This is a genomic window from Limnospira fusiformis SAG 85.79 (assembly GCF_012516315.1).
In the GTDB taxonomy this organism is placed as follows: domain Bacteria; phylum Cyanobacteriota; class Cyanobacteriia; order Cyanobacteriales; family Microcoleaceae; genus Limnospira; species Limnospira fusiformis.
The window spans coordinates 5,447,716-5,467,405 of the sequence record NZ_CP051185.1 but is presented as its reverse complement, the minus strand read 5'-3'; the positions used below and the strand labels follow the sequence as shown (position 1 = coordinate 5,467,405).

At 43.4% G+C, this 19,690-nt stretch carries 18 protein-coding genes and 1 pseudogene; 8 read left to right on the top strand and 11 right to left on the bottom strand.

Annotated features, from left to right (window positions below; genetic code table 11):
* Positions 1 to 18 precede the first annotated feature (18 nt).
* Complete coding sequence (locus HFV01_RS31315; RefSeq protein WP_006622053.1) at positions 19 to 147, bottom strand: hypothetical protein; 129 nt, start codon at positions 145 to 147, stop codon at positions 19 to 21.
* Between HFV01_RS31315 and HFV01_RS31310 the strand changes: the two genes are divergently transcribed.
* On the top strand, positions 106 to 312 hold the full coding sequence (locus HFV01_RS31310; protein WP_039932516.1) for a hypothetical protein: 207 nt from the start codon (positions 106 to 108) through the stop codon (positions 310 to 312). The genes HFV01_RS31315 and HFV01_RS31310 overlap by 42 nt on opposite strands.
* Positions 313 to 664: 352 nt before the next feature.
* On the opposite strand, the gene nrdR is transcribed toward HFV01_RS31310, so the two are convergent.
* The 5 genes from nrdR to HFV01_RS25500 all read right to left on the bottom strand — a co-directional run bounded on the left by nrdR (position 665) and on the right by HFV01_RS25500 (position 3,951).
* Positions 665 to 1,195 (bottom strand): transcriptional regulator NrdR, encoded by a 531-nt coding sequence (nrdR, locus tag HFV01_RS25520; protein WP_006668667.1) that lies wholly within the window; start codon positions 1,193 to 1,195, stop codon positions 665 to 667.
* Between the two features lie 131 nt (positions 1,196 to 1,326).
* Positions 1,327 to 1,422: a photosystem II reaction center protein T gene (locus HFV01_RS25515; protein WP_006619121.1), complete on the bottom strand. Its 96-nt coding sequence runs from the start codon at positions 1,420 to 1,422 to the stop codon at positions 1,327 to 1,329.
* Positions 1,398 to 1,661 carry a hypothetical protein gene (locus tag HFV01_RS25510; RefSeq protein WP_006622051.1) on the bottom strand — a complete coding sequence of 88 codons (264 nt, stop codon included), beginning with the start codon at positions 1,659 to 1,661 and terminating at the stop codon, positions 1,398 to 1,400. Before HFV01_RS25510 ends, HFV01_RS25515 begins: the two co-directional genes overlap by 25 nt.
* A 17-nt stretch (positions 1,662 to 1,678) precedes the next feature.
* Positions 1,679 to 3,208: a photosystem II chlorophyll-binding protein CP47 gene (psbB, locus tag HFV01_RS25505; protein ID WP_006668669.1), complete on the bottom strand. Its 1,530-nt coding sequence runs from the start codon at positions 3,206 to 3,208 to the stop codon at positions 1,679 to 1,681.
* Positions 3,209 to 3,627: 419 nt separating this feature from the next.
* Entirely contained in the window at positions 3,628 to 3,951 is a 324-nt protein-coding gene (locus HFV01_RS25500) for a hypothetical protein (protein WP_187757809.1), read from the bottom strand.
* Here HFV01_RS25500 and HFV01_RS31305 point away from each other — a divergent pair.
* Entirely contained in the window at positions 3,918 to 4,106 is a 189-nt protein-coding gene (locus tag HFV01_RS31305) for a hypothetical protein (RefSeq protein ID WP_111894403.1), read from the top strand. The two genes, HFV01_RS25500 and HFV01_RS31305, sit on opposite strands and share 34 nt — an antisense overlap.
* Positions 4,107 to 4,398: 292 nt before the next feature.
* Here the strand turns inward: HFV01_RS31305 and HFV01_RS25495 are convergent, their stop codons facing one another.
* Positions 4,399 to 6,735, bottom strand: coding sequence for a glycosyltransferase family 4 protein (locus HFV01_RS25495; RefSeq protein WP_318285949.1), 2,337 nt, complete (start codon positions 6,733 to 6,735; stop codon positions 4,399 to 4,401).
* 195 nt (positions 6,736 to 6,930) lie between these two features.
* Between HFV01_RS25495 and HFV01_RS25490 the strand changes: the two genes are divergently transcribed.
* The 5 genes from HFV01_RS25490 to HFV01_RS25470 all read left to right on the top strand — a co-directional run bounded on the left by HFV01_RS25490 (position 6,931) and on the right by HFV01_RS25470 (position 13,150).
* Positions 6,931 to 8,079: an AI-2E family transporter gene (locus HFV01_RS25490; RefSeq protein ID WP_006622046.1), complete on the top strand. Its 1,149-nt coding sequence runs from the start codon at positions 6,931 to 6,933 to the stop codon at positions 8,077 to 8,079.
* Between the two features lie 48 nt (positions 8,080 to 8,127).
* On the top strand, positions 8,128 to 11,022 hold the full coding sequence (locus HFV01_RS25485) for a PAS domain S-box protein (RefSeq protein WP_193520498.1): 2,895 nt from the start codon (positions 8,128 to 8,130) through the stop codon (positions 11,020 to 11,022).
* Between the two features lie 65 nt (positions 11,023 to 11,087).
* Positions 11,088 to 11,465 carry a response regulator gene (locus HFV01_RS25480; RefSeq protein ID WP_006619127.1) on the top strand — a complete coding sequence of 126 codons (378 nt, stop codon included), beginning with the start codon at positions 11,088 to 11,090 and terminating at the stop codon, positions 11,463 to 11,465.
* A 26-nt stretch (positions 11,466 to 11,491) separates the two neighbouring features.
* Positions 11,492 to 12,550, top strand: a complete 1,059-nt coding sequence (locus HFV01_RS25475) for an adenylate/guanylate cyclase domain-containing protein (RefSeq protein ID WP_006622044.1) — start codon at positions 11,492 to 11,494, stop codon at positions 12,548 to 12,550.
* A 72-nt stretch (positions 12,551 to 12,622) separates the two neighbouring features.
* Positions 12,623 to 13,150 carry a Ycf51 family protein gene (locus HFV01_RS25470; RefSeq protein ID WP_006622043.1) on the top strand — a complete coding sequence of 176 codons (528 nt, stop codon included), beginning with the start codon at positions 12,623 to 12,625 and terminating at the stop codon, positions 13,148 to 13,150.
* Between the two features lie 21 nt (positions 13,151 to 13,171).
* On the opposite strand, the gene HFV01_RS25465 is transcribed toward HFV01_RS25470, so the two are convergent.
* The 4 genes and pseudogenes from HFV01_RS25465 to HFV01_RS25450 all read right to left on the bottom strand — a co-directional run bounded on the left by HFV01_RS25465 (position 13,172) and on the right by HFV01_RS25450 (position 18,000).
* Positions 13,172 to 14,599, bottom strand: coding sequence for a hypothetical protein (locus HFV01_RS25465; protein WP_006622042.1), 1,428 nt, complete (start codon positions 14,597 to 14,599; stop codon positions 13,172 to 13,174).
* A gap of 62 nt (positions 14,600 to 14,661) precedes the next feature.
* Positions 14,662 to 15,325, bottom strand: a pseudogene (locus tag HFV01_RS25460) (type II restriction-modification system restriction endonuclease).
* A gap of 546 nt (positions 15,326 to 15,871) precedes the next feature.
* Complete coding sequence (locus HFV01_RS25455) at positions 15,872 to 16,930, bottom strand: UbiA prenyltransferase family protein (RefSeq protein ID WP_006622040.1); 1,059 nt, start codon at positions 16,928 to 16,930, stop codon at positions 15,872 to 15,874.
* Positions 16,931 to 16,974: 44 nt separating this feature from the next.
* Positions 16,975 to 18,000, bottom strand: coding sequence for an NAD-dependent epimerase/dehydratase family protein (locus HFV01_RS25450; protein ID WP_006622039.1), 1,026 nt, complete (start codon positions 17,998 to 18,000; stop codon positions 16,975 to 16,977).
* A gap of 197 nt (positions 18,001 to 18,197) precedes the next feature.
* Here HFV01_RS25450 and HFV01_RS25445 point away from each other — a divergent pair, with 197 nt between their 5' ends.
* On the top strand, positions 18,198 to 19,685 hold the full coding sequence (locus HFV01_RS25445) for an AAA family ATPase (protein ID WP_006622038.1): 1,488 nt from the start codon (positions 18,198 to 18,200) through the stop codon (positions 19,683 to 19,685).
* Positions 19,686 to 19,690 lie beyond the last annotated feature (5 nt).

Sequence of the window (19,690 nt, the reverse complement as noted above, 5' to 3'; positions counted from 1 at the left end):
TGCTGTTGTGGAGCACAACTAAGACATCCGACCTGCCTTAACAGATAAATCTGTTCCACTCAAAAGTACATGATCGGGACTAATACGGCGAACACTGTCGCCAAAATTATCATCCTCATCAAGGGTAGCAACAAAAATACTCCCCATTGTTGTTCACGTAAAACTCCTGGGAGGGTTGGAAGCTCCGTGATTGATCGCGGAGAGGAAAACCGACTCAAGCGGCTGACCGCCGCCAGCACCCCCTTGCGGGGTGGAGGGGTATGGTTGCCCCTCCATGGAGCTATGGTTGGCTCCGACTCCCTTGCGGGGTAATGTTTGCGCTTGCGCTAACGCGCACGCTGCGCGAACGCCAATGTTCAGAGTCGGTACTATACAAATCGCACGTCCTTAACCCCTTAGAGATGTTTAACGATTCGGTTCTAGGGCCTGGAACTAGCACGCATTCCAGGGTAGGAACTTTAACTCTTGCTCTGAACGTAGCCAGTTAAGGCTATAGCTGGTCAGCTACCTGAAAGGGGGGCACGAAGCCCCTGTGCTTCAGCCGGGGGTGCTGACTTCAGCATATTTGTGGTAAGATTATCCCCAGAGTTGAGCGGATGACATCATCAAACTCTGACTTTAGCAATGAGCTGCCTGGCCCTCCTTCGGTATACCTGGGAGGAGCCTACCTCATGACTGGGCTAGGGGTGGGGTGGTTGCTTTCAGTGGGTAGATGTTGGTCAGAAGTTTCTGGAATGACTGCGGGTGTCCGTTCCCAATCAGTCAGGGATGCTATAAAATCTTGTATTCCCTGGAATTCCCGGTAAACTGAGGCGAAGCGAATATAAGCCACTTCACTTATGGGTTTGAGGCGATCGAGTACAAGCTCACTAATTTCTGGGCTGGAAACCTCGCGGGTGGCACGCTGTTGGAGTTCTGCTTCTATGTCTTCGATCATGGTTTCTAGTTCAGAAGAAGCGATGCCAGTTTTTTCGCAGGCACGAACTAAACCCCGTAACAATTTGGAACCATCGAAAGATTCTCGCCGTCCGTCACGCTTAATCACCGTTAAAGGAACCAACTCGATGCGTTCATAAGTGGTAAAACGGTGTTTACAATTGAGACATTCCCGCCGTCGCCGGATGCTTTTCAGTGATTCAGCCCATCGCGATTCTAACACACGGGTACTGGTATGTTGGCAAACGGGACATTGCATAATATACGTCCTTTAAACTCAGATTTTGCCATGGATGCTGATTGATTTACGAAAGCCATATCCAATCGGGTTCTAAGAAGCATACCCCTTACAACCCAATTGGAATCAGAAAATCAAATGCTGTTGGCGACTTATTTACCAATGCGGGGGGGTTCCCGGAAGGCAATGGCAAAGAACAACACGCCGAGAGCCAGCGTCAAAACTAATATGTATGCAACACTTTCCATGTCAATGTTTCCTCATATCCCGGGTTAACTACCAGTCTATCAGTCTTGATGCCACTCTGAAAAACCTGCCCTAACTTAATCCCCAATTTCCCCAGTCTAGGAGAATAGGGAGGGGTTGGATATTTTTTCGGGAGTTTCACCAAAAAAAGGACAGGTCGGATATCTTCACCAGAGGCGATCGCCAACCATTGAGGAAGGCTGCCACCAGTCTTGATATACCCATGAACCTGTCCTGACAACTACTCAACAACTGCCATTAGACAGTCTTTTGAACACGAGTTGTTTGGTCACCAACTTTCTGGAAGTTACCCCACTCAACTTGTTCTTCCAGGTCAGCTTCAACCCCAGCAAATACATCTCGGAAGATGGTGCGGGAACCGTGCCAAATATGACCAAAGAAGAAAAGCAAAGCAAAGCAAGCGTGACCGAAGGTAAACCAGCCACGGGTACTGGTGCGGAATACCCCATCAGAGCCGAGAGTTTCCCGGTCAAAGGCAAAGGGTTCGCCCTGTTGAGCAAAACGGGCATATTTCTTCACAGAGGCGGGATCGGTGAAGGTTTTACCATTCAGTTCACCACCATAGAAGGAAACAGTCACCCCAGTTTGCTCAAAGCTGTAGCGAGACTCAGCGCGACGGAAAGGAATGTCAGCGCGAATCACTCCATCAGCATCAGTCAGAATGACCGGGAAAGTTTCAAAGAAGTTAGGAAGACGACGAACAGTTAATTCGCGACCTTCTGCATCAGTAAATACTGGATGTCCGAACCAACCTTGAGCAATACCATCGCCCTTGTTCATCGGACCAACGCGGAACAAGCCACCTTTGGCGGGACTGTTACCAACATAGTCATAAAATGCCAGTTTTTCAGGAATCTTAGACCATGCTTCTGAGGGGCTGTCGCCCTGAGCAATGCTTGCTTGTACCCGGCGCTGAATTTCCTGTTGGAAGTATCCCTGATCCCACTGATAGCGGGTAGGTCCAAACAGTTCAATCGGGGTAGCAGCCGAACCATACCACATAGTTCCAGCTACCACAAAAGCCGCAAAGAATACCGCTGCAATACTGCTAGATAGTACAGTTTCGATATTTCCCATACGCAGGGCTTTGTAGAGGCGCTGAGGTGGTCTGACGGACAGGTGGAATAGTCCAGCAATAATGCCAACAATTCCCGCCGCAATATGGTGAGCCGCAATACCGCCAGCATTGAAGGGGTTAAATCCTTCAGGTCCCCAGGAAGGCGCGACAGGTTGTATACTCCCCGTCAATCCATAAGGGTCAGAAACCCACATTCCCGGCCCGAATAGTCCGGTCAGGTGGAAGGCTCCGAAGCCAAAGCAAAGTAAACCAGATAGGAATAAATGAATTCCGAACATTTTGGGCAGGTCTAGGGCTGGTTCACCAGTCCGAGGATCGGTAAACAGTTCCAGGTCCCAGTAAACCCAGTGCCAAACTGCTGCCAGGAATAATAGACCTGACAGGATGATATGGGTAGCGGCTACCCCTTCAAAAGACCAAAGGCCGGGGTTATCGGCTACTTCTCCAGTTACACTCCAGCCACCCCAGGATTGAGTTACACCCAAACGAGCCATAAAAGGCATGACAAACATACCTTGACGCCACATGGGATTTAGAACTGGGTCTGATGGGTCAAAAACTGCCAATTCGTACAGGGCCATAGAGCCCGCCCAACCTGCGACAAGAGCAGTGTGCATTAGGTGTACAGAAATCAGCCGTCCTGGATCGTTCAGAACTACTGTATGTACGCGGTACCAGGGTAGTCCCATTGACTACGCTCCTCCTAGAATCAATGAATGTGAATTACAGACGTTTAAATGAGAGATTACAAACCAAGCCCGCTATTTGAACCGCCATAGCCTTCACTAGCATCAATCCAGTATCCGGTATTACGGTCGGGTCAGACAAAAACTCTGCCCTCTATAGGCGGCTTCCGATATCCTCCCATGAGCCATGAGATTCTTCGTTAGTTTGCCTGTTTTTTGATTTTAACGCTCGGTTTTGGCGTTTGCAGTTGGTGTCCTAACTTTGGGATCTATTCTACCAACACTTGTTACCGCAATCCATCCCCTACTTCTATCAAAAACTAGAAGCTGAGAATTTTCGCAGATTTTGTTAAAGAATTGTATAGATTATTAGAACCAATTGCAAGCAAAACCCAAGATCTAAACACTGGGGGGCGGCTTTCCTAAAAAAGACCGCCCTGGACTCGGCACTCGGTTGATGCTGTTCCCAGACGGTCCAGAACCTGGTCAGCAGTAATTAGACGGGTGAGAACTACTTGACCGATACCTGTTGATGGGTGTTCTGTCCATTGGGGTTTGACTTCTAGCATCAGAACTTCATCTTCAACTCTGTACAGCCACATTTTTTCAGTGTCTGTATCGTTGGACACACATATATCTAGTTTTTGTAGATCTGGAAGTCGCCGCTGGGTGGCCACATCCCACAGGCCACCGATACCCCAAATCCGTCCAATTGTCCACCCTTCTGAGAGAAAGAAGTATTTCACGTAAAACTCCTGGGAGGGTTGGAAGCTCCGTGATTTATCGCGGAGAGGAAAACCGACTCAAGCGGCTGACCGCCGCCAGCACCCCCTTGCGGGGTGGAGGGGTATGGTTGCCCCTCCATGGAGCTATGGTTGGCTCCGACTCCCTTGCGGGGTAATGTTTGCTTCGCTAATGTTCAGAGTCGGTACTTTCCAAATCGCACTGTCTTAACCCCTTAGGACTGTTTAACGATTTGGTTCTAGAGCCTGGAACTAGCACGCATTCCAGGGTAGGAACTTTAACTCTTGCTCTGAACGTAGCCAGTTAAGGCTTAAGCTGGTCAGCTACCTGAAAGCGGGGGGCAGGAAGCCCCCGTGCTTCAGCCGGGGGTGCTGACCGAGCCTTTGTTAAGTATGCAACTGATTGGCAATCTTCCATTAGACATCCCATGGTGAGAATTGTCAAGGGTTTTAAGATGACAATAACACTTCTAATAGGCGATCGCATACTTTCGACCAAGTAAATCTCGCCCTGACAAATTCGCAGCCCGCCGATTTATTCTTATTCCTTAAACCCGGGTTTTTGAGGGCATTTTCCATCAATTCCACCAAATGATTACCGTCAGGCTCTAAGTAAAACTTAGTATCACCTTCGGAATCTTGAAAACATTTAAGCTGACTATTAATATAAAAGCTAAAATCTTCTCTAGTAAACTCATCTGTCGGCCCTCCTTTGGTGCAAATAACCGGAGTTCCACAGGCTACGGCTTCCAAAACTGGGAGATTAAAGCCTTCCGCCGAATAAGGAGAAACATATAAATCAGCCGCCTTGTAGAGTCTGGCGATTTCGGTGGCAGATAAATTATCGCCAATATAACTAATCCGGGGTTTTACTAAATCTATTTGGGAATCATTTAAGACTTGTTTACTGGCGGCTTTAATGGATTCTTTGGACTTAAAAATCGCATCTCTACCTTTTAAAACTAACCTCGCTTCTGGATAACTCTCAGCAATTTGTGCAAAGGCTTTTAAAAGCCTAGCGACCCCCTGACGTTCATTCCACATAATGCCAATATTGAGAATCACAAAATAATCATTCCATCCTAACTCACGGCGGAGACTATTGCGGTCTTCTTCATTGAGGGGATAATGCACCTTTGGGTCAAATCCCAAGGGGACGATCGCCATCCTTTCAGGGACTGCGCCACTATTCAAAAAACCTTGGCGCGACCATTCGGAAGCGGTGATGATAATACTATCAGAATTTAAATGAGCCTCCCTCAAAGACTTAACCCCCATTCCCCGCAAAATAGTTTGTGGCACAATTCCCCACTCTGTACAACCAAAAACAAAGGTTTTTTTACTGTCAGAAGATGCCAAGTTAAACGGACAATACATCCTCAAAGTTACATCGGCTTTCAGGTCTTCTGGGGGTATGGGGATACTGTCCAAAATCGCCTCTTCTTCCTGGGTAAATAAACCTCGGCTAGGCTGCCAATCGGTGGTCACATAGGGCATATCCCGATGGAATAGTTTAAGGGGCGATCGCTGATTAAGTTCTAGGAGTTGATGGCTATTAATCAAAGCATAAGAATGGGGCAACCATCGCCAACCTTCGACCACCAGGTTACGGGGGCGAGAATTGATGTTAGCGCCCCCGATATTTAACCCCAGCGCCGCCGGGGGTTTTGACTGGGGGTTAAGAACTTCTAAAATCCGGTCAACGGTATGTTTCCAGGTAAATTTTTTGGTGACAAACTGGGGGACTAACTCCCGCGCCATAGTTCCGATTTGCGGCTGTTCAATAGCCTGCTGCATTAAAGTCAGTAAATGTTCCCAGTTGGGATGTAGCAAAAACCGAGTTTTATAGTCAATCACAAAGGTTCGGAATTGGCTAGAAATCGCCCAGCCAAAATCAGGATGAGTCCATTCTTGGGCGGGACTACCTTCAGAATAAATCACGGGAAGACCGCAAGCGATCGCTTCCAAAATCGGTAAATTTAACCCCGGTGCGACATCAGGGGACACATAAACATCAGCCGCCTGATACAATTTCGCCACCGACTCCAAAGGTAAATTATCGCCAATGTAGGCTAACCTAGGCTGTACTCGTGTAGCTTCCGCATCAGTTAAAATAGCTTGACTGCTTTCGAGGAGTAATTTTTCCCCCTGTGGGGTGCAGCCTTTCAATACCAGTCTAGCATGGGGGTAAACTTCCACCACCCCCGCAAAGGCTTTGAGGAGAGGGCGAAGACCATCGGTATTTTCGAGGTTGCTAACATGGATAAACACAAAATAATAGTCCCAGTCCAGAGATTTACGCAATTCCTGTCTGTCTGGGGAGGTTAACGGGTGGAAAATTTCCGTGTCAACTCCAGGGGGGATAACAGCGACCTGGTGAGGTGGAATACCGCCGCGAAGTAATCCATCCTTACACCACATTGTCGGGGTAATTAGGGTGATATTAGGGGCTAGTGACACATTTTCGGGACTGATATTCAGGAGAGTTCCCCATTGTGGGGCGGTCAAAATCCCAGTTTTTTGGCTATCAGTGGGGGTAAAATCCACTTCTGGGGAAACCCTTAAACAGATATCTGCTGAGTTACTATCCCTAGGGTGGTCTGGGGTGGGAATTGACAACTGACCCAGTAAGCGATCGAGAATTGGGTTAGAATCATGGGGGGCTGAAGGATTGGCTTGATAGGAAACCTGTAAATCCGATCGCCTCAAAAGTTCTTGCCAGATAAAATAAGTGGCGATCGCATAATAATTAGGTGCAAACGGCCATCCTTCCAAGTGAAATCTCATAGAGCAAAATAGGTTCTCAAATATAATAGTGCTAGTAGATACTATATCGATCATGAATCGATCGTCAAAAGTTCCCGGATTTGGGGCGACTCAAGAATAATCACCTCCGAGGCGGCGTTCTAGTTCAGAAATCGACTAAAATCAAAACACTGTCAACCCCTTATCTGTGATTAACTCACGCAATTAACCGCCAAGATGAGCGACCAAAACTCCCCCAGACAGGAAAGACATATCACCCTGTCAGTTTCCAATGTTCCGTTGATTGTTGGTGCTGTTTTACTATTAGTTTTATTATGGCAACTTCAGGGATTAATTATCCTGATCATGATTTCGGTGGTATTAGCAGCCTCCATCATTCCCTTAGTTAACTGGGCGCAAAGCCTGAAAATTCCCCGCTGGTTAGCGGTGATTGTAGTATATTTAACCCTAATTGGCGGCATTACCGGATTAGGTTTAATCATCGGTCCGAGTGTGGTTGATCAAATCAACCTGTTGGTGCGTCAGTTACCAATTTTCGCTGAACGCAGCCTCGATCTAATCAGTAACATAGCCAGCAGTTTGGGGGAAGATATCCCCGACTTAATCGATCGCCTAGTAGATACCCAATCCCTGACCAACTGGACAATTCGTTCATCTCAGCAATTAATTCTCAGATCCTACGGAATCACCAGAGGTATTGTCGGAGGGGTATTTAGTCTGATTCTATCACTATTCGTCTCCGGCTATATGGTAGCAGATAGCAAAACTCTGGTCAAAAGTTTTGTACAATTGTTCCCATACCCGTGGAACGAACGCCTAGCAGCCCAAGCCCAGCCCGTAGGTCGTCGCATGGGCAGTTATATTAGAGGTAGATTAATTGTATCTGCCATATTAGGGGTGAGTATTACTACCTGCTTAGGGTTTTTAGGGCTAAAGGACTATGCTCTAGGCTTGGGTGCGATCGCTGGGTTTACCAATTTAATCCCCTTCCTGGGTCCAATTTTAGGAGCAATTCCCGCCCTCGTGGTAGCCCTAGCCAAAGGTGGATTTCTATTTTTTTGGGTGTTACTACTGTATGTAATCGTGCAGAACCTGGAAACCTACGTTCTCGATCCCTTATTGGTGGGGTCTTCAGTAGGTGTACATCCCCTATATCAGCTTTTATCAGTTTTAGCAGGGGTGCAGCTTTTAGGGCTAATTGGGGCGTTGATAGTTCCACCTTGGTTTGCAGGAATTGCAGCCTTAGTGGAAAACTTGTATTTAGAACCCAAACGCCTAGCGGAACAAAAACTAGCTTACCCCCATGGGTCTGTCTCTGACCCTCCCTCTGGGGTGATCTTAGATTCCAATTCAGATTCTCTTTGATTTCTCACCTAGCATCAACACTGAGTCCCCATTTTTCAATTATGAACCATGATCCACCCTCTGCTTCAACAACAACTCCAAGAAATCGGCTTTCAAATGGACGCGCCACCATCAGACCCCAAGGCTTGGCGGGAGTTTTTAAAAAAGGTTAGTTCAAGTTATCGCGCCGCCGATCAACAAAGAGATTTAGCGGCGCAAACTCTGACATTTTCCTCGGAGGAAATGATCGAAAAATACGAACGCCAACGCCAAGAGTCAGAGGCGCGGTTAGAAGCAGAACGCGATCGCCTACAGGCGGTAATTGGTTCTCTCGGTGCGGGATTATGTATATTAGATGCTCAGGGGAATCTGTTATCGATGAATCCCAAAGCTGAACAACTTTTGGGCTGGTCAGAGTCAGAAATCGCTGGTCAAGATTTATTCCAACTGATTGCTCCCCATTTACAAGAATTTCCCCAACAATTTCAATCACGGCTGAATAGTTATTCCCACTCCCCTGTCAACCAAGGAACCCAGGAAAAGCTGTTAGAACCGCTGAAATCTGCTCAGGATCATTTAGCCTGTCGTGATGGTCAAGTTTTACCAGTTTCGTACATTCTCAACCCGATTGTAGAAAATGGTTGTTGGGTGGGAACGGTTTTAGTGTTTTTTGATATTAGCGATCGCCAACAAGCCGAACAAGAAGCCGCCCGTTCCCTGTCCATGTTACAAGCCACTTTTGACTCAACGGATGCCGGAATTTTAGCCCTAGATCGCAATGGTCAAGTGTGCCATTTTAATCAAAAATTTGTCCAAATGTGGGAGGTGCCAGAATCATTCCTTGAGCCTAATCAAAATCGCTCAACCCTAGCTTTTGTGATGCGACAATTGAAAAACCCCCCCCAGTTTCTCAAAACTATTATGCAACTGTCCGCCCAACCTTACATACCGACATACGATGTGGTAGAATTCAAGGATGGGAGGATTTTTGAGGTTTACTCTCACCCTTCTAAAGTCGGCAATAAACTGGTGGGTAGGGTTTGGAGTTTCCGGGATATTACCGAGCGCAAAAGAGTAGAAAAAGCTCTGCAAAATCGAGTAGAATTTGAGCAGCTAATTACGAATCTTTCCACCTATTTTATTAGTCTAAGCACCGAGGAAATTGATGCAGGAATTAAAGAAGCTCTGCAAAAAATAAGCAAGTTTATCGGAGTAGATAGAAGCTATATTTATCTATTCGCCGATCCTGAATATCATAGCCAATCTATCTACGACTGGCGCTCGAATTTGATGTCTATTAAAGCCGAGAATAACCTGGTATCGGAGTCGTCAGACAATGAACCATTAGACCTGGTTTCCGTGGTCGCAAATCAAGTAAAAGTCACCTCAAGCCAACTTAACTGTGAGGTAATTACGGGAATTTTTTCATGGTTACAAAAGCATGAAGTTATCCATATTAGATCGGCTAATTTATCTGACCAGATTCTTGAGGAACTGGAAGCCTTAGAAAACTTCCATAAAGAGACCGGATTGGTCGGTTATGAATACCCAGAATATATCCAGCACCAACTGCAATTTCTGACGATGATTCCTCTGGTGTGTCGCAAATCTTTGGTGGGTTTTTTGCGCTTTGATAGTCTCAGTTCTCTTGATACCTTGTCTTCGGATACTATTAGCCTGCTGAAAATGGTGGGAGAAATGTTTTCTAACACTATTGAAAGGCGACGCACGGAAGAAGTGCTACGACAAACAGAGGCTAAATATCGCAGTATCTTTGAAAATGCGGCTGAGGGTATCTGTCAAACTACCCCAGACGGTCGCTATATTAGCGCTAACCCAGCTTTAGCTAGGATTTTGGGTTATGACTCCCCGGAAGACTTAATCGCTAATTTGACCGATGTTAGCACCCAGCTTTATGTTAAATCTACCCGACGGGCGGAATTTGTAGCAGCGATCGCCAAGAGTTCAGTTATATCAGGCTTTGAATCCCAAGTATATCGCCAAGATGGGACAACTATCTGGATTTCGGAAAATGCCAGGGCTGTTTTTGATGCTATGGGGGAACTGGTTTGTTATGAAGGAACTGTCGAAGATATCACCGAAGGAAAAACAGCAGCAGAAGCCTTAGAACGCGCCAAGGAAGCCGCCGAAACCGCTAACCGGGCGAAAAGTACCTTTTTGGCTAATATGAGCCATGAATTGCGTACTCCCCTCAATGCCATTATCGGCTATAGCGAGATTTTATCCGAGGAAGCGGAAGAATTAGGATATGAAGATATTGTGCCTGACCTGGAACGGATCTATACTGCCGGTAAAAATCTACTGACTCTGATTAATGATATCCTGGATATCTCTAAAATTGAAGCGGGACGGATGGACCTGTTTTTAGAGGCTTTTGATATTTCCAGTCTCTTAGAAAGTGTTATGGGTACGGCTCAACCCCTGATGTCCAAAAATAATAACACCCTGACCGTCGATTGTCCTGACAATATCGGGATTATGTATGCTGATGTGACTAAGGTTAGACAGATTCTACTGAATTTGCTCAGTAATGCTGCGAAATTTACAACTAATGGGAAAATTAAGTTAGAGGTCTCTCGTGTATCCTCCCTCCCCTATAGCCAAGAGTCGGGTTCGGTCCTAGAATTTAAGGTTCATGATACGGGAATCGGTATGAGTCAGGAACAACAAGAACAACTGTTTCAGCCATTTACCCAGGGGGATGCCTCGACGACTCGGCGCTATGGGGGAACTGGTTTGGGATTGGCTATTAGCGATCGCTTCTGTCAAATGATGGGAGGTAATATTCAAGTAGAGAGTACACTGGGAGAAGGGTCAACCTTTAAGGTGGTCATCCCTACCCGAGTCAAGGTGAAAACCTCAGAGGCGATCGCTACAACCCAAGTCCCCGAAGAGTATTCAGGAGTTGATGCTTATACCCAAGGCTGTTTGAGTGAGAATTAACTGGGTAGTTTCCTGGCTTTTTCAGAAAAGATAACTGGTCAAACCCTCAACCTTAAAATTAGATCATGGCTAAGATTCTATTGGTAGAAGATAATGAAATGAATCGCGATATGCTCAAAAGGCGCTTGAGTCGAAAGGGTTATGATGTCTTAATTGCTGAAGATGGGGCGGAAGGGGTGAATTTAGCCCAAACACAAGCCCCCGATTTGATTTTAATGGATATGAGTCTCCCCATTAAAGATGGGTGGCAAGCGACCCGTGAAATTAAGGCTGATACTAAAACTAAGGAAATTCCAGTGATTGCCCTCACAGCCCATGCTATGGCTGGCGATCGCGAAAAATGTCTCGCTGCTGGCTGTGATGATTATGACACTAAACCAGTGGAGTTCCCCCGCCTACTTGAGAAAATTGAGACTCACCTCAAAAATAAGGCGACTTCGTGATATCCATCTGTAAGTTCTAAGTTTAGATGAATGCTCACCCGGATCTTGTGTTGATTGTTGATGATAATGAAATCAATCGTGACCTGTTGGCTCGACGTTTACAAAAACAGGGTTACGATGTACTGGTGGCTTCTAATGGCTTTGAAGCCTTGAAAATTATGCGATCGACAGCGCTGGATCTGGTATTGTTGGATATTATGATGCCACAAATGAACGGCTATCAGGTGCTGGAGTCCCTCAAGGCAGATCTCCAGTTGCGCCACATTCCCGTAATTATGATTTCGGCGGTTAATGATATTGATAGCATTGTCCGGTGTATTGAACTCGGTGCAGAGGATTATCTATCTAAACCTTTTAATCATGTTCTATTGCGGGCTAGAATTAATGCCTGTTTGGAAAAAAAACGCCTGCGAGACCAAGAACAAGCCTATCTGCAAAAGTTGGCGGCGGAACAACAAAAGTCGGAACGGTTATTGCTGAATATCCTCCCCGCACCGATCGCACAACGGTTAAAACAGGGAGAAAGTACCATTGCTGATAGCTTCGCTGATGTGACTGTATTATTTGCTGATATTGTCAATTTTACTAAACTATCCGATAATCTATCCCCGGCTGAATTGGTGGAAATTCTTAATCAAATTTTTTCCGCTTTTGACCAGTTGGCAGAAAATTACGGACTGGAAAAGATTAAAACTATCGGTGATGCTTATATGGTGGTGGGGGGACTCCCTACCCCGAGACCAGACCATGCGGAGGCGATCGCTGATATGGCTTTGGAAATGCAAAAGATTGTGACAAATTTTAGCCTAAAACCCGGAGAAACTTTGACTATGAGAATGGGTATCAATACGGGTCCGGTAGAAGCCGGGGTGATTGGAACTCGCAAATTTGCTTATGATTTGTGGGGGGATACTGTCAACACTGCTAACCGCATGGAGTCTCATGGGTTGGCGGGGAAAATTCAAGTCACTGAAACTACCTATCAACGTCTGCGCCATGGTTATGAATTTCAACCCAGAGGTATCATTGACGTGAAAGGAAAGGGGGAAATGAATACTTATTTTCTGATTATGAAAAAGCCTTGACAGGTGACGGTTGATGATTGACAGTTGATAGGTGACGATTTATTAATCTTTTGGTCTCGGACAAGACTTACCATGTTGACTACCCCTGAATTACTCGATTTTTCTAAGTGGCTGGGTATCGCTACCCTGGCTTTAGCTGCATTAACTGTTTTGGCTTTTGTACTAAACTGGGGCATTCGTTTTCGCCTGGTGGGGATAACTGCTTTTACCGGAGTCCTCGCTGGCGGCGTGTTCGCTTTGGGGTTGGGATTATTTCAACGGGTTGAAATTCCTGGAGCAGTCCGCTATAGCAGGGTGTTTGATGATGGCGCTCGCCAAATTGTGATTGTTGTGGCTCCAGATATTACTGAGTCACAACTAGAGGCGACTCTCCAACAGGCTGCTAGTGACCTATATTCACCCGGTCGCGGCGGCGCAGGACAAATGCCTTTAGTTATCCGCGCCAGAACTATTGTTCACCCTCAACCAGGGGTTTCGGAACCGATTTTTTTGGGACAGGTGCAACGGGTATCTGGTTTTGCTAATCAGGGAGATGTGGCGATCGCTATTAATCAAGAAAGTCTCAATCACCTTCAAACAGTGCGCGAAGCTACTAACTAATTATCGCCCCCAATTCCCCATCTATCTACATGGTGGGGGAAAAGAAACCCCGTTGCTCACAACCGGGTTTCTTGGGGGTATTAGCCTCGGATGTAAATTTAAACAATTGAGAATGCTGGTTTTGATGGGTCTTTTTTCATCCCAGAAAATTAGTGAATTATAAAAAGCGATCGCCTCAGCAGAAGTGATTATTTCAAATATGGCGATCGCCTCCGGTTCAGTGTCGAAGCCCAAAAAATAAACCGTATCATCAAATAAAACAGGTTTTCCCTTGAGGGGACTTATCAATCGAAACTCTAGTTTTTTGTAAAGACCACAAATCGCTATTTTCCACGGTTTAAAGGTATAGTCTCCCACCCCAAAAATAGAAAAACGGGGATGATTTTGATAAATTTTGCTTTGGCGACCATCTAAATTCGCCGCATTCTGTTCAAGATAATTCCAAGTTTGGGGCGCGTGGTTTTGAATTAAAGTCGTGTCTTCCCCCAGAGATTTTTGAGTAACCAGGACATATTTATCAGTTTGGCTAATCTTCCCATTAGCAATATCTGAGCCTTTCAAAAGTGGAAAAATATAATCATCCTCCAAGTTAACTTTTTCTCCCAAACCATTCACTAAATCATCATTAACTTGACGAAGTTCCATAATTTTGGCACAATCGTGTTTGATTCCCGATCGCCATTTAATCAAGGGCTGAGTTTCGGAATAAAGAAAACTCAGTTTTTGAAAAGTGACCATATCCGCAATCAGCCGATTATGAGAGAAACCAATTCTCTGGAAATCCGCACTTTCCATACTGGGGAATACATCACAAAAATAGCGTTTAAATTTACCTCGAAATTCACAGAATAAAAGACAGGATTCAACTGCCGCCTTAAAATACTTTTTAGCATCAATTCCATAGGTAGAAAATTGGCAGACATTTTTTTGGCGATCGCGCAAATAGTGTAAAATTTTTCTAGCCACAGAGGTTTTACAAACCATCCCCAGATAGCTATGTTCATAATTCTGCAACCATTCAATAATTTGAATAAGCATCCATTCCGACAGGTCAAAATTGCTTTTTCCAGTTAAAGCATCTAAGCCTTTATATCCGAGAAAGTTACTTTTTTGCGGCAAATTTTTACCGGATATTAACCCTTGTTGTGAATTGGTAATCCAAGGAAAATTACCTATAACCAAGATTTCCCCCGACTGTTCCAAGTTTGACAACGGGAAATTTAACAAATCTCCATGGTGAATAATAACTCGCTCATCATGTTTAATAATTGGACTATTTTTAGCTGCTTTAATATAATCAGAGTTAATCTCAATTCCCACAATTTTAGCAGCCAAATTAAACTGTTTAATCGATGCTACAATGAAATTACCGACACCACAGGTCGGTTCAACAATCAAATCTGGATTCACCCCTAAACTTGACAATTTTTGGCAAATTCGTTTCGCCAACTCTATAGGGGTTTGAAAATCTCCATATTCTACTTTTAATTTGTTGTTAATAACGGACCTAGCTACTCAAAACGATAAACAGTAATTATACCATCTTCCTGACCCGCACGTTCAATTACTCTTCTATCTATACTGTAATCTCCATTGTAAAGCATTGGAAATTGTCAAAAACCCAACTTCTGGAGGATTAGCCATGATTTCTTCGGCAATATTGGTAGCTTCAATTTCATCAACGGGGAGATTTCGATCCCACATAAACGCAATTAAATCATCAACATTTCCTTCATTTTGCAAAATTTCACGAATTCCGCGAGTCATTTGAAAATCGGCGGTTTTCTCTGCTTGCACATAGATGACATTCAGAATCTTTAAATTAGCCGTTTGATTATCATGATGATCTAGCTTTTCGTAAACAAATACTAATAGAGAATATCCTAAACCAAAAATTTTTTGTCTAGCTGACTTGAAAGGACAGGATGATTGAGGCTGTTTAATACTCGTCACTTTCATATCAACTTGCAGTTCCGGGAAATCAATACCAATGGCTGAATTTCCTTCCCTAAAGTCATAATTTTTTTTCAGGTAGTTTCTAAATTTTTGCTCTAAGTAAGTACCTACCTTTTTACCATCTGTAATTCCATAAAGTGAAGGTTCTAGATGTTGGGATTCTAAGATTGAAAATTTTTCAGCTTCAGAACACAGAGTTTTTATGGTTAAGGCTTGCATAGCGGATAAGACTGATCACAATAAAAAAGGGTAATATAGTTAAGGGCGAAGAGTCTCCGGGAGGGAACAACACACCCGGAAACCGTAACTGCTGTCTGCCGGGTAAATACAGTCGCGGTAGGCACAACGACAGTAACCTGGAAAGCTGTACCACGAACCGCCGCGCACCACCCTTTTGTCTCTGCATTCCAGAAGATTGACCAAATTTTCAACATAAATATGCAGACCATTCCACACTCGACCATCCGAGGGGGAACCGCCAATATAGTGGCGTGTTGGAAATTACTGACGGGGGTGGTTCCCCTATGGCAGTTGTAATTAGCGAGGTCAGGTCATAACCGCATACGGTAAAGGTTTCGACCTGGTTTTCTGTGTATTGGGTTTCACAGATTGGACATTTAGCCATAATTACCAACCCTGATTGGCAGCTAACTAATTATACAACAGATTGATAACCCTCGGTAATCTAAAGAAACCCCGTTTCTCACTGGGTAAGCTAAAGAAACCCGGTTTCTGTGAGAAACCGGGTTTCTAGTAGGGCTGATTTTAAAGAAAAATATGCAGGTCGAAATAGACGATCGCTAAATAGGAAACTAGCCACACAAATAGGCTGATTTTGATGCTGTTATCTTCGATTAAAATGCGATCGGGTTCTTCTCCGGCTGCTAAAACTGTGACGATGCGTTTGTAGTGCATTACCGCATAATAGACAATGGGAACGGTGATAACTAAGGAAGTATTTTTCCCGGAACTGATGGTAAATAGGGAATAACACATGATGGTTATGGTGGCTGTACTGTTTAGCAAAGAGTCGAGATAGGGTAGGGTATAATGGCATAAAACGGGGCGCTGTTGATTATTTTGACCCCGTTGATAAAAGAGTTGCAGATATGACGGTTTTTCGGTGGAATTAAGAGAGTCTGGGGATAATTCTTCTAGGGATTCGATGGGGTTGTGTTTGTGGAGGAGAGAGAGGAGTTCCGATCGCCTTTTGGCGAAACCTTGAAATAAGGTTAAAAAGAAGGTACAAAGGGTAATCCAGGCGGTGGGTGTGTCTCCCACGGCGTAAATTCCGGCGAGGAGACGGAGGACGAAACCGAAGGCGATACAATTGACATCAAAAAGGGGAATATTTTTGAGTTTTAGGGAATAAGCGACATTGTTAATTCCGTACAACAACAGACAGCAAAAGGTGGGGATTCCTAGATTGTAAGAACCGATGAGAGAAACGGTGATTAAAAAAATGCCGATCGCTTTGGCGGTTGTTAATTTTACCCGTCCGCTGGGGAGGGGACGAAATCGCTTTTTGGGATGTTGGCGATCGCGATCGATGTCTTGAATGTCGTTGAAAATATAGACGGCTGATGCCATCATGGAAAACAGGACGACCATTAAAATGCCGTTGGCGATCGCATTAATTTCTCCTAACCTACCCCCAAAAATGACCCCCGCCAAACAGAACAGATTTTTAGTCCATTGGTGGGGACGCAGCAACTTGATTATATCCCCAATTTCTCCCGATTTTTCTGGGGTAACTTCTGCCGAATTGGGATTAGATACCCGGGTAGATTCCGGTTTAATTTTTATACCAAATTTAGGTTTCATCACACCCCTTTGCAGAAAGCAGTCGTGTATCATCATTATAACAGTTAAGACAACTGTTTGAGCAGCCAAAGGATTTTTTCTTTGACGGGTTTACGGTGTGCGGAACCTGCCTTTTCTGCCTGAATTTTATCATAGTTTTTCTGAAACCAATCGTAACTTTCCTGGAACATATCATCATTGGAGTATTTGGGTTGCCATCCCAAATTTAACAGGGGTTCAACATCGAAATAAAACTCTTTATGATAGGTGAGATAATGCCAAGGTGCGAGGGGGCTTAAACCGACAATATCCAAGAGTCTCAAGGTGCCAATTGTCAAAGTGGTGGGGAGACTTTTTACCTGAGAATCAGTCCCCGCATAGCTAATTAAATTTTCCAAACCTTCCCTAAGAGTCCCAAAGCGATCGCTTCCGACATTATAAATTCCTGGTTTTCCTAAATCCAAAGCTAATAGGTAAGCGTCCATTAAATCCAGAGCATGAATAAACTGGAATTTTATATTTCCATCCCCGATAACGTAGACATTTCGCCCTTCTTGAATCCACTCAAATAGAATCTGAAAAATGCCTAACCTTCCCTCCCCCAAAATCGTCCGGGGGCGAATTACTATTAAGGGTAAACTTTGGCGATCGCAAACCTCACGGACTGCTAATTCTCCCGCCAATTTTGCGCGTCCGTAAATCTCTACAGGCTGGGGTTGAGTATCGTTAGTAATGGGACATTTTGGGTCGCCAAATAAGGCACTAGAACTCATGTGAATAAAACTGCTAACCCCTGCTTTAGCAGCTTCCTCAGCGGCGATCCGACTCCCTTCGACATTCACTTCCCAAAACTTATTTCCCGACTTGGTAAGGGGAACTAAAGCGACATTATGATGAACGATATCAACCCCTTTCATGGCGGCGGCGACACCTTGGCGATCGCGAATATCGCAGTTAATATATTCAATATCCTGGGGGCGAGTTGGATCTTCCCAAATATCTAGTATTTTGACTTCTTCTCCCCGTTGCGACAACCGACGGGCGATCAGATTTCCTAAAAAACCGGAACCCCCTGTTACCAGATGTTTCATGGACTACCGCTAACCTTCCAAATAAATAATGACTCTCCCAGCATCGTAAACTAATGTGGCCAATTTGTCAAGGAATTGTAACAGAAACCTTTGGAGGACAACTACTAATATTGGTAAGCTGAAGTTGCACAAAATTATCAAAATTTGCTAAAATCACAGATTAAGATATAGTCAAAGTTATTTCAACAAGGATTAATATGAAATTAATTATCAAAAATTTTGGGCCGATTAAAAACAATAGTAAAGCCATTGATTTGTCAAAAAATTTGTTAGTTTTTGTAGGATATAACAATAGTGGAAAAAGTTATGTATCTCAATTATTATGGACTATTTTTAATCAACGAATCATCAACAATTTTGCTCAAAATAATTTAGACATTATTGAAGATAATCTTCTGAAAAACGCCAAACACTTTGAAGTTAATCAGGAATTAATTGATAAAATCATCATAAGCTATAGTTCCTTTTTAAGGGATGCTTTAAAGAAGCACACTTTTAAAGATTTACAAGCATCCAAATTATTTGATAATATATCACTTGACTTTGAAGCAAGTATTGATGAAATAAAGCGAGGAGGTTTACAAGCAAGTTTTACCATAAAAGCCAGTGATGATAATAAGATTGATTCTAATTATTTAGAGATAAAAAAAGAAAATAACTCTTTACGATTCCAAATTGAGGAAAAAAAGATTCCTGAAGATTTTTTTGATTTTGTACCTCGCACAATTGTTGATAGATATTTAATTGCAGGCAAAAAAAGCATATTAATTAAAAGTATAATTTTAATTTTGCTACAATATGAGCATGAAACTTTTTTCTTGCCTGCTAGTCGTAGTTTTTTACCTATATTTTATCGTTATATTTATAAGATTGAAAGAAAAGAACGTGAACAAATTGTGGATAAATTGCTAACTTTAATGGAAACTAAACAGGATGATGAAAGAATTAATTTGTCGGAAATTAAAGACTTAAATATTAGTAATAGACCTTATACAGAACCAATTAATCAAATTATTGAAAGTCTCTATTCTCTTAATGAGAAGTTGCCCATAGTAAAACCAGAATTTTATCTAAATCTTGTTCAAAAATTACAGAAAATTATGGGTGGCGAAATTAATCTGATGAGTCAAGAAGGAATAGCACCAATCGAATTTGCTTTTAAGTTAGATGTCAGTAACCTTGATTTACCAATGTATTTAGCGTCTTCTTCTGTCAATCAATTAACGCTTCTATATTTGTATCTGAAATATTGGGTAAATGAAAAGAATAATTTTCTGATCATGGATGAACCGGAGGAAAATTTACATCCTGAAAATCAAATAAATTTATTAAATATACTACTACAGTTTATTAGTGAAAATGATAATAAGGTGTTAATTACGACACACAGTCCAATTTTAGCTAATGCGATTAATAATTATATCTATTTAGATGTTCTGAAAAATGAATATAAAGTTGATGTTGGACAAATCATCGAAGCTGATCAACTTCAATATGTTGATCCATCTATTTCGGTTTCCCAGGAAAAAGTAGGAGTTTATTTTTTTACGGGAGAAAAAATTGTTGATTATCAAAGTGATGACTATGGCATTTATTTTAGAGATTTCCGAAAAGTTGAAGATAATGTAGATAAATCTCTGCGGATTCTGACTGATTATATTTACCGCCAACAGGATGATTTTTAATTTGC